The 9,303-nt window shown below is 69.8% G+C and carries 10 protein-coding genes; 6 read left to right on the plus strand and 4 right to left on the minus strand.

Annotated elements, in window-relative coordinates:
- Nucleotides 1-95: 95 nt before the first annotated feature.
- The 6 genes from FNH05_RS23895 (at nt 96) to FNH05_RS23920 (ending at nt 6,495) form a co-directional block, all read left to right on the plus strand.
- On the plus strand, nt 96-1,379 hold the full coding sequence (locus tag FNH05_RS23895; RefSeq protein ID WP_144590955.1) for an extracellular solute-binding protein: 1,284 nt from the start codon (nt 96-98) through the stop codon (nt 1,377-1,379).
- Between the two features lie 10 nt (nt 1,380-1,389).
- Nucleotides 1,390-2,307: a carbohydrate ABC transporter permease gene (locus FNH05_RS23900; RefSeq protein WP_186382704.1), complete on the plus strand. Its 918-nt coding sequence runs from the start codon at nt 1,390-1,392 to the stop codon at nt 2,305-2,307.
- On the plus strand, nt 2,304-3,191 hold the full coding sequence (locus FNH05_RS23905; protein ID WP_144590956.1) for a carbohydrate ABC transporter permease: 888 nt from the start codon (nt 2,304-2,306) through the stop codon (nt 3,189-3,191). Before FNH05_RS23900 ends, FNH05_RS23905 begins: the two co-directional genes overlap by 4 nt.
- 25 nt (nt 3,192-3,216) lie before the next feature.
- Complete coding sequence (locus FNH05_RS23910) at nt 3,217-4,167, plus strand: carbohydrate kinase family protein (protein WP_144590957.1); 951 nt, start codon at nt 3,217-3,219, stop codon at nt 4,165-4,167.
- Nucleotides 4,164-5,468 carry an alpha-glucosidase/alpha-galactosidase gene (gene melA / locus FNH05_RS23915; RefSeq protein ID WP_144590958.1) on the plus strand — a complete coding sequence of 435 codons (1,305 nt, stop codon included), beginning with the start codon at nt 4,164-4,166 and terminating at the stop codon, nt 5,466-5,468. The genes FNH05_RS23910 and melA overlap by 4 nt, the downstream gene beginning before the upstream one ends.
- A 220-nt stretch (nt 5,469-5,688) precedes the next feature.
- A complete protein-coding gene (locus tag FNH05_RS23920) occupies nt 5,689-6,495 on the plus strand; it encodes an endo alpha-1,4 polygalactosaminidase (RefSeq protein WP_246127914.1) in 807 nt (268 codons plus the stop codon).
- Between the two features lie 109 nt (nt 6,496-6,604).
- Here the strand turns inward: FNH05_RS23920 and FNH05_RS23925 are convergent, their stop codons facing one another.
- The 4 genes from FNH05_RS23925 to FNH05_RS38225 all read right to left on the minus strand — a co-directional run.
- Complete coding sequence (locus FNH05_RS23925; RefSeq protein WP_144590960.1) at nt 6,605-8,008, minus strand: HAMP domain-containing sensor histidine kinase; 1,404 nt, start codon at nt 8,006-8,008, stop codon at nt 6,605-6,607.
- Nucleotides 8,005-8,688: a response regulator transcription factor gene (locus FNH05_RS23930; RefSeq protein ID WP_144590961.1), complete on the minus strand. Its 684-nt coding sequence runs from the start codon at nt 8,686-8,688 to the stop codon at nt 8,005-8,007. Before FNH05_RS23930 ends, FNH05_RS23925 begins: the two co-directional genes overlap by 4 nt.
- Nucleotides 8,689-8,792: 104 nt before the next feature.
- Nucleotides 8,793-8,984: a hypothetical protein gene (locus FNH05_RS23935; protein WP_144590962.1), complete on the minus strand. Its 192-nt coding sequence runs from the start codon at nt 8,982-8,984 to the stop codon at nt 8,793-8,795.
- A partial coding sequence (locus FNH05_RS38225; RefSeq protein ID WP_186382705.1) for a hypothetical protein occupies nt 8,981-9,303 on the minus strand: 323 nt, incomplete at its 5' end. The genes FNH05_RS38225 and FNH05_RS23935, both read right to left, overlap by 4 nt.

Consider the following 9,303-nt stretch of genomic DNA (forward strand, 5'->3'; position numbering starts at 1 on the left):
CTTCTCCCCCACTCCCCCGACGGAAGGAACCCGCAGATGACCTCACCCGCCCGCCAATCCTTGCTGCCTCGCCGGCGCAGGAGAAGGAAAGCCCCATGCGCGTGCGAACTCTGACCCGGCGCGGGTTTCTCCGGGGCGCGGCAGCCATGGCACTGGTGCCCGCCGCGGCGGCGTGCGCCGAGACACCCGCCGCCACCTCCGGACCAGTGACCGTCGAAATGTGGCACGGACAGACCGACACCGGTCTCAAGGTCCTCAAGCAATTGGTCGCCGCGTTCCAGCGCGAGCACCCCGGCATCCGGATCGACCTCGGCGGCGGTGTCCTCGCCGATGCCATGCTGCAGAAGGTGACCGCGGCGCTCGCGTCCGGTTCCTACCCCGACATCGCGTACATCTTCGGCTCCGATCTCGCCAGCATCGCCCGCAGCCCGCGAGTGGCTGACATGGACGATGTCGTGCACGCCGGTGCCCAGTTTTGGAAGCCCGCGCTCGAAGCGGTCACCGTCAACGACCGCGTCCGCGCGGTGCCCGCGATGCTCGACTCGCTGGCCGTCGCCTGCAACAAGCAAGTATTCCAGCAGCGCGCAATTCCGCTTCCGGACGAATCCTGGCGATGGTCGGATTTCGTCGACACCGCGAAGAAACTGACCGACCAGGACCAGGGACAGTTCGGCACGGCCTGGCCCGGCGCGGGCGACGAAGACACCGTGTGGCGGTTGTGGCCGATGATCTGGGACCTCGGCGGCACCATCGTCGGCCAGGACGGCCGAAGCATCGGCTTCGCCGACAGCGGGGTTCAGGCGCTGGAAGTGGTGCGGCAACTCGCCGCGGACCGCAGTGTCTACATTGACCCGAAACCGGGCGCGGAGCAGATGTACCAAGCCTTTGCCTCGGGCCGGATCGCGATGGTACCGACCGGGCCGTGGCAGCTGCCCGACATCGTCGACGCGGGACTCGACTACCACATCGCCCCGCTGCCCACGTTCACCGGAAAGCCGATCACCATCTCCGGACCGGACACCTGGACGGTGTTCGACAACGGCGACCGGCGCCTCGCCGCGGCCAAGACGTTCCTGCGCTGGCTGACCGCCCCGCCCCAGGACGTCGTCTGGGACGTCGGAGCCGGCAGTCTCCCGCTGAGCGCCGAGTCGCAACGCCTTCCGGACTGGCAGCGCAAAACACAGGACACCGAGGGCCTTTCCGTGTTCGTCAATGCGCTCGAGAACTCGCACGTCCGCGCCAACCACCCCGCCTATCCGCAGGTTTCGCAGGCCGTCGCCGCGGCGATCGTCTCCGTGTTGCTCAGGCGCGCCACCCCCGCCGACGCGATGCGCGACTGCGCGTCCGCAGCCAACGCGGCCCTCGTCATCCCCCGTTAGGACCCCGCTCATGTCCGTACATCCCGGCCCGGTCACGGTTGTTCCGGCCGCCGCAGCGAAGACCCGGCGCCGCGAGACCGCCGCCGCCTGGGCCTACCTGAGTCCCTCGGTCGTCGTCATCATCGGCCTGGGGCTGGTGCCCGTGGTGTGGTCGCTGATCTTGTCGTTCCAGGCTGACGACCTCGTCACCCCGTCCCGGTTCGTCGGCGTCGACAACTACGCGGCGCTCGCCCAGGACCCGCACTTCGGCCAGGCCGTGGGCAACACGCTGCTGTACACGGCGCTGTACGTCCCGTTGAGCATCGTGCTCGGCTTGGCACTCGCGCTCGCGTTGAACCGGCGGGTGCGCTTCATCGGCGCGTACCGGACGTTGATGTTCGTTCCGTTCGTGCTGTCGGCCACCGCGCAGGGCGTGCTGTTCTCGTTCATCCTTGACCCTGAATTCGGCGTGGCCAACTCGCTGCTTCACCGGATCGGCCTGAGCCCGCAAGGGTTTTTGACCGATCCGTCGCAGGCGCTGCTGATACTGGTGGCCATCACGCTGTGGAGCGGCACCGGGTTCTGCATGGTGGTCTTCCTGGCCGCGCTGCAGGACGTGCCACCCTCGCTCGCGGAAGCCGCGCGGCTGGACGGCGCCGGCGCGTTCCGGATCCTGCGGCACGTGACCCTGCCCGCGGTCCTGCCGGTGACCACCTTCCTGACGCTGTGGCAGCTGATCAATTCGCTGCAGGTCTTCGACCTGACTTATGTCACCACCAAGGGTGGGCCCCTTGGCTCGACGACAGTGATCGTCTACTTCATCTGGCAACAGGCGTTCCAGAACTTCACCGCCGGATACGGCGCCGCCGCGGCGTACGTGCTCGCCGTCGTGCTGCTGGCGCTCGGGCTGGGCGTCCGGTTTCTGCGCCGCAACAAGGAGGTCCGATGACGACGCACGCGCCCGCCGCCCCCGTTTCCGTGTCCCAACTGCCCGACGTCGTACGCCATGGCCGGCGCCGGCGGTTGCCGTTCAGCCCGTGGCACCTGCTGCTGGCCCCGCTGGCGTTGCTGTTCGCGGCGCCGCTGGTGTGGCTGCTGCTCAGTTCGGTGATGAGCAACGCGGAAATCAACCGGTTCCCGCCGTCGGTGTGGCCGTCGGGGATCGACTTCTCCGGTTACCGGTACGTGCTGGAGAACGCGCTGTTCCCGCGCTGGTTCTCCAACTCGCTGATCGTCTCGGTCGTGACCGTGACGGCCAATCTCGTCTTCGGCTCGCTCGGTGGCTACGCGTTCGCGCGCATGCGGTTCCGCGGCTCGAAGGTGATGCTCGGGCTGATGATGGCAACCATGGCGGTGCCGTTCCAGCTCACCATGATCCCGACGTTCCTGGTCATGAAGAAGCTCGGCCTCATCGACTCGCTCGGCGCGCTGATCGTGCCGTCGCTGGTCACGCCGTTCGCGGTGTTCCTGCTGCGGCAGTTCTTCCTGTCGCTGCCGCGCGAACTGGAGGAGGCGGCCTGGATCGACGGCTGTTCCCGGCTGCGGGTGCTGGTCCGGATCGTGCTCCCGTTGTCGCGGCCGGCGCTGAGCACTGTCGCCGTCTTGACCTTCCTCAGCACCTGGAACGACCTCACCTGGCCGTTGATCGCGATCAACCACAACACCCAGTACACCCTGCAGCTGGGCCTGACCACCTTCCAGGGACAGCACCACACCAACTGGGCCGCGGTCATGGCCGGGAACGTGATCACCGTGCTGCCGGTGCTGCTGGCGTTCCTTGGCGCGCAGAAGACGTTCATCCAGTCCATCACCTCCAGCGGTCTCAAAGGCTGAACCGAATCATCCAGAGGAACCACGCATGCCGCACCACTTCGACCTGCTCGTGCTCGGCGACGTCAATCCCGACGTCATCCTCGGGCCGCTGACCGGCGATCTCGACTTCCGGCAACGGGAGAACCTCGTTGGCCACGGCGCGCTCACGCTCGGCGGGTCCGCCGCCATCACCGCGGCCGGGGCCGCCCGGCTCGGGTTGAAGGTCGCCTTCGCCGGCCGGATCGGCGACGACGCCGCCGGCCGTTTCGTCCGCGACATCCTCGGCGACCGCGACGTCGACGCTCGGGCCCTGACGGTGGATCCGATCCTGCCGACTCCCCTCACCGCGATCCTGACTCGCGACGACCGCCGCGCCATCATCACCAGTTCCGGAGTGCTGGGCGCGGTGACGGCCGCGGACGTCCCCGCGCACCTGCTCGCCGGCGCCCGGCACGTCCACGCCTCGTCTTACTTCCTGATGCCCGCACTCGCCGCCGGGCTGCCGGAACTGTTCCGCACCGCCCGGGCGCACGGCGCGACCACCTCGCTGGACACCAACGACGACCCGGCGCGGCAGTGGGATCCGACCGGTATCCCGCTGGTACTTCAGGAAACCGACTTCCTCCTGCCCAACGCCGCTGAAGCACGGCAGCTGTCCGGAAAATCCGCCCTGTCCGACGCCGCGGCCCACCTCGCCGCGCTCGGTCCGACCGTCGTCATCAAGAACGGCGCCGACGGCGCGATCGCCCACCACCGCGGCGAAACCGTCACGGTGCCCGCGTCCCCGGTCACCCCGCTCGACACCGTCGGTGCCGGCGACAGCTTCAACGCCGCGTTCCTCGCCGCGACGCTGCGCGGTCTGCCGCTCCCCGACGCGCTGCGAGCCGGGGTCGCGGGCGGTGGCCGTTCGACACTCGCGCGCGGCGGGATCGACGGCCAACCGACCTGGGACGACCTTCTCGACGATCTCCACCTCACCGAAACGGAAAGCGCATGACCACCAAGATCACCTTCATCGGCGCCGGCAGCGTCGTGTTCACCCAGGGCCTCCTCGCGGACCTGTTCGCTTACCCCGAGCTGGCCGAGGTGCACGTCGCGCTGCACGACATCGACCCGGAGCGTCTGCGCACCGCGCACGCGGCGGCTGGCCGGATCGCCGAAGCCCGTGGTGCCAAGCCGGTCCTCACTGTGCACGCGGATCGTCGTGAAGCCCTTGAAGGCGCGGACTTCGTCGTCAACATGGTCCAAATCGGAATGGGCGAGGCCAGCCGACTCGACTTCGACCTCCCCGCTCGCTATGGCGTGAAACAGACCATCGGAGACACGCTCGGTGTCGGCGGGATCTTCCGCGCGCTGCGGACGTTCCCGTTCCTGAGCGAACTCGGCGAGGACATCGCCCAGGTGTGCCCGCAGGCGTGGCTGCTCAACTACACCAACCCGATGGCGATGAACGTGCAATACCTCTCCGAGACGCTCGGCTCGGACCGCGTGGTCGGCCTCTGCCATTCGGTGTACTGGACGGTGCACGACCTGGCCGCCCTGCTGGAAGTACCGCTGTCCGAAGTGACATACCACGCCGCAGGCGTCAACCACCAGGCCTGGATCCTGCGGCTGGAACACCAGGGTGCCGACCTGTACCCCCGGCTCGCCGAACTCGCCGAGGACCCGCAGTTGCGGCGGCGCGTCCGGTTCGACATGTTCCGGCGGCTCGGCTTCTACCCCACCGAAACCAGCGAACACTCCTCCGAATACGTCCCGTGGTATCTCGGCCACGCAGGCGAAATCGAACGGCTCAGGCTGCCGATCGGCGCGTACCTGGACGTGGTGGCGGAGAACGAAGCCGAATACGAACGCACCCGCCGGGCCATCGAGCGCGACGAACCACTCACCGTCGAAGGCACCAATGAATACGCACCGCAGATCATCCACAGTGTCGTCACCGGCACACCGCGCACCGTTTACGGCAACGTGCTCAACCGCGGGCTGATCCCGAATCTCCCCGCGACCGGAGCCGTCGAAGTGCCGTGCCTCGCCGATGCCACCGGCATCCGTCCCACGCGCGTCGCCGCCCTGCCGCCGCAGCTGGCCGCACTCAACCGCACTTACCTGAGCACCACCGAACTCGTGGTGCGCGCGGCGATCGAGGACGACCCGCGGCACATCCGCCACGCGGCGATGACCGATCCCGCCACCGCGGCCGCGCTGCCGGTCGAACGCATCTGGGAACTGTGCGACGAAATGGTGCTCGCGCACGGCGACGCACTCCAGCCCGGTTTGCGCGAAACTCTGGGCGGCTAACGCGTTTCATGTCTTGACGGCCACGCGCGGTGATCCGCTAAACTTCTGGTGTCTGCCGGACGGGCAGATACCAGAAGTACGCCCAGCCGGTACAGCAGATTGCTCTGCGAGCCCGGACCCAGTCGCCAGGATGTCGTCCGCATATCCGAGGCGGGGCCGTACTCACCATCGCTGGAGTCACCAGATGCATTCGCTTCCTGGTCGGTTTTCTCGCGGTACCGTGGCGGCCGCCCTGCTGATCGGCAGCTCGGCGTGCGCGCTCGGGACCACCGGCACGGCGGAAAGCGCGCCGCTGCCGTCGCCGCACAGCCAAGTCCGGGACGTTCCGCTGCCGCCCCCGCACGCCGGGTTCGACTACCAGATCGGAGGCGCCTACCAGCCGCCGGCGGGCGTCCAGGTGGTCAGTCGCGACCACAGTGCCCCGGCGGCGGCCGGGCTGTACAACATCTGCTATGTCAACGCTTTCCAGGCCCAGCCCGGTGCCGAGAAGGAATGGGGCGACCTGGTTCTGCGCGACGGCAACGGTGCCGTGGTCATGGATCCTGATTGGAACGAAGCGCTGCTCGACTTGCGCACCGCGGACAAGCGGGGCCGGATCGCGAACAAGGTCGGCACATGGATCGACGAGTGCGCGGGCAAGGGCTACCAAGCCGTCGAGCCGGACAACTACGACAGCTTCACCCGGTCCCAGGGCCTGCTCAGCGCGCAGAACGCCCAGGATCTCGTCAAGCTGCTTTCCGCGCAGGCGCACGGAAAAGGCCTCGCGATCGGCCAGAAGAACACCTCCGAACTGGCCTCGTCGCGAGCCGCGAACGGTCTCGACTTCGCCGTCGCCGAGGAATGCGGCGAGCAGAACAATTGCGCGGAGTACACCCAGTATTTCGACAACCAGGTGATCGTCATCGAATACTCCGAAGCCGGCCTGCGCAACGCGTGCGCCAAGTGGGAAAACGACCTCAGCATCGTCCGCCGCGACCGGGACGTCACGCCGAAGGGTGATTCCGCCTACGTCCGCGAAACCTGCTGAAACGTCCACCACCCTGCCGGCGCCGCCGCGCGGATGCCGGCAGGGTGGACTGGCGCGCCCCCGAGGAGCGGGCGTGCCGAGAACAGCGCGAAGAGTGTCCTGCGCGGCGTCACCCGGGCACTTCTCCGTCACCGTGCGAACCCCGGGCAAGGGTGAGGGTGAAGGCGGCACCGCCCTCGGGGGCTGGGCCCGCCGAGATCGTGCCGCCCATGCGGGTCACCAGGCCGTGGGCGAGTGCCAGTCCGATGCCGGAGCCGACGGGGCGGCTGCCGCGGTATTTCGCGTTGAGCGCGCCCCTTTCGAACGCGATCGCGTAGTCCTCCGGGGCGAGCCCCGGCCCGCCGTCCCTTACCTGCAGCACCGCGCCACCCCCGGCGGGCGCCGCGAGCGACAGCGTGATCGGGGCGCCGGCCGGGGTGACGCGCAGCGCGTTCTCCGCGAGCCCGTCGAGAACCTGTCGCAGCCGACGCGCGTCGGCCACCACCGGCATCGGCCCGTCCGGTATCTCGGCGTGGAACCGCACGCCCGCCCGCTCGCATCGCACCTGCCACACCTCGGCGCAGCGGCGAGCGGTGTCGGAAACGTCGATTTCGGCCAGGTCGAGCCGGAACTCGTCGGCCCCCAGCCGGGCGAGGTCCAGCAGATCGCTGACGAGCCGCTCCAGCCGCTGGGACTCACGCAGGATGGTCTGCCCCGCGTGCCGCGCGTCCTCCCCGGTGACCACGCCGTCGGCGACGGATTCCGCGAACCCGTGCACGGCGGTCAGCGGCGTGCGCAGTTCGTGCGACACGGACAGCAGGAACTCGCGCTGGCGGGACTCGCTCTGCTGCAGGGCGGCGGCGAGTTCGTTGACCGCGCTCGCGACCTCCGCCACCTCCGACGGCCCTTCCACCGGGGCACGCAGGTCCCGGCGGCCCTGCCGCATGGTGGCGGCCACGCCCGCGGTCCGGCGCAGCGGCCGGGCGAGCAGCCTGCCGAGCACCAGACCCGCGACCGCGGCGACCAGGAGGCCCGCGCCGAGCGCGAAGAGGATGTCGCGGGCCAGCAGGCGCTGGGTGGATCGCGCGACCTGCAGGGGCGCGACGAGCGCGAACCCGGTTCCGGCGGCCTCTCCCCTGGCCTCGACGAGGTACTCCTGACCGGCCACGGTCGGCTTCGCGGAGATGACCCGCCCGGCGTCGATGCGGGCGAGCCCGGCCTCGACCGCCGCGCGTACCGCGGCCGGATCGCCTCCCGTCGGCCCGGTGCGCGGACGCACGAGCACCACCGAAATCCCTTGCCCCCGCACCACATCCGTCACCTTGGCCAGGCCGACCCTGGAGCCGAAACCGGTTTCGTCGAGCTGGCTCGCGAGCACGTCCGCCTGTGCGGACATCGAGGTGCGCAACACCTGCTCGCCGGTGCGCCGCACGAGGCTCGCCGAGACCACCCCGGCCACCAGCACCGCGACCCCGGCGACCGCGAGACAAAGCACGGTGATCCGCACCGCCAGCGAAACCCGCCGCCGTGTCATCGCTGTTCCGCCGCGTAGCCGACCCCGCGAACCGTCCTGATCGGACTGTCCTCGCCGAGTTTCGCGCGTAGTTGTGCGATGTGGACGTCGACGGTGCGGGTGCCGGCGGTGGCGTGGTAACCCCACACCGCGCTCAGCAGTTGCTCACGCTCGAACACCCGGCCCGGCTGCCTCAGCAACTGGGCCAGCAGGTCGAACTCCGTGGGGGTCAGGGTGACCTCGCGCTCCCCCGCCCAGGTCTTGCGCCGGGTGACGTCGAGCCGGACCGTGCCCGCGGAGAGGACCTCCGCGGGCGTTCCCGCGCCGCGGCGCAACACGGTGCGGACGCGGGCCGCCAACTCCCGGGGGCTGAACGGCTTGGTGACGTAGTCGTCGGCCCCGAGTTCCAGTCCGAGCAGGCGGTCCACCTCGTCGTCGCGCGCGGTCACGAAGAGCACCGGGGTCCAGTCGCCGGACGCCCGCAGGGTCCGGCAGACCTCCACACCGTCCTTACCGGACAGTCCGATGTCGAGGACGACGGCGACCGGCCGGAGCCGCCGCACCGCGGCCAGCGCGGCGTCCCCGTCGGATTCCCGGTGCACGGTGAACCCGTCCCGTCGCAGGTAGAGCGTGATGAGCTCGGCGATCGCGTCCTCGTCTTCGACCACCAGGACGAGACCGCGGCCGGCAGGTGCGGTCATCGGGCCCTCCGTGTTCTGCGGGACACCCGCACCCGGTCGGGCCCGACGACCGGCCAGCGATTGTGACTCATCGGGCCCTCCGGTGTCCTGCGGGACACCCGCATTCACGGCGAACCGTCGCCCGCCATCTCCGAATCGATCGCGTCCAGGGTAGTCCGGATGCCGTCCAGTTCCGAAGCGGCGGGGGCCGGGGAAGCACCCCCGCCGCCGGAGGCGGACTGGCCGCGGCAGCCGGTGGTGCCCGCGACGACCGCCAGCAGCACCAGGCCCGCGGCCACCGCCGACCGGGCCCTCACTTCCCCTCGCAGTGCGCGGTCTTGAAGGCGTTCAACCGCTGCTGCACCGACTGCAGGTCGGCGGTCCGGCTCGCCCGGCGCGTGGCGCGCTGCTCCAGCCGGTCGGCACGATCGCCGTGTCCCTTCGCCCGCTGGCTGTCGGCCTGCGCCTTCAGCCAGGCCACCGAGCCCTTCACGTCGGCGCCGCCGTTGATGCGGGTCAGCATCTTGTCCGTGCGCGAGAGCAGGTTCGGCAGCATGGTGCCGCACAGTTGCTGCGCTTCCTCGGGGCTCAAGGTGATCGCGCCGTAGCTGGGGGTGGGGGTCGCCGGAGTGGACG

Source organism: Amycolatopsis rhizosphaerae, assembly GCF_007713715.1.
GTDB classification, from domain to species: domain Bacteria; phylum Actinomycetota; class Actinomycetes; order Mycobacteriales; family Pseudonocardiaceae; genus Amycolatopsis_E; species Amycolatopsis_E rhizosphaerae.

Excerpts from the sequence above, each read along its gene's own strand:
- FNH05_RS23930 (WP_144590961.1), bottom strand. The coding sequence starts at position 8,688 with ATGACCGCACCTGCCGGCCGCGGTCTCGTCCTGGTGGTCGAAGACGAG.
- melA (WP_144590958.1), top strand. The coding sequence starts at position 4,164 with ATGACCACCAAGATCACCTTCATCGGCGCCGGCAGCGTCGTGTTCACC.
- FNH05_RS23900 (WP_186382704.1), top strand. The coding sequence starts at position 1,390 with ATGTCCGTACATCCCGGCCCGGTCACGGTTGTTCCGGCCGCCGCAGCG.
- FNH05_RS23925 (WP_144590960.1), bottom strand. The coding sequence starts at position 8,008 with ATGACACGGCGGCGGGTTTCGCTGGCGGTGCGGATCACCGTGCTTTGT.
- FNH05_RS23910 (WP_144590957.1), top strand. The coding sequence starts at position 3,217 with ATGCCGCACCACTTCGACCTGCTCGTGCTCGGCGACGTCAATCCCGAC.
- FNH05_RS23895 (WP_144590955.1), top strand. The coding sequence starts at position 96 with ATGCGCGTGCGAACTCTGACCCGGCGCGGGTTTCTCCGGGGCGCGGCA.
- FNH05_RS23905 (WP_144590956.1), top strand. The coding sequence starts at position 2,304 with ATGACGACGCACGCGCCCGCCGCCCCCGTTTCCGTGTCCCAACTGCCC.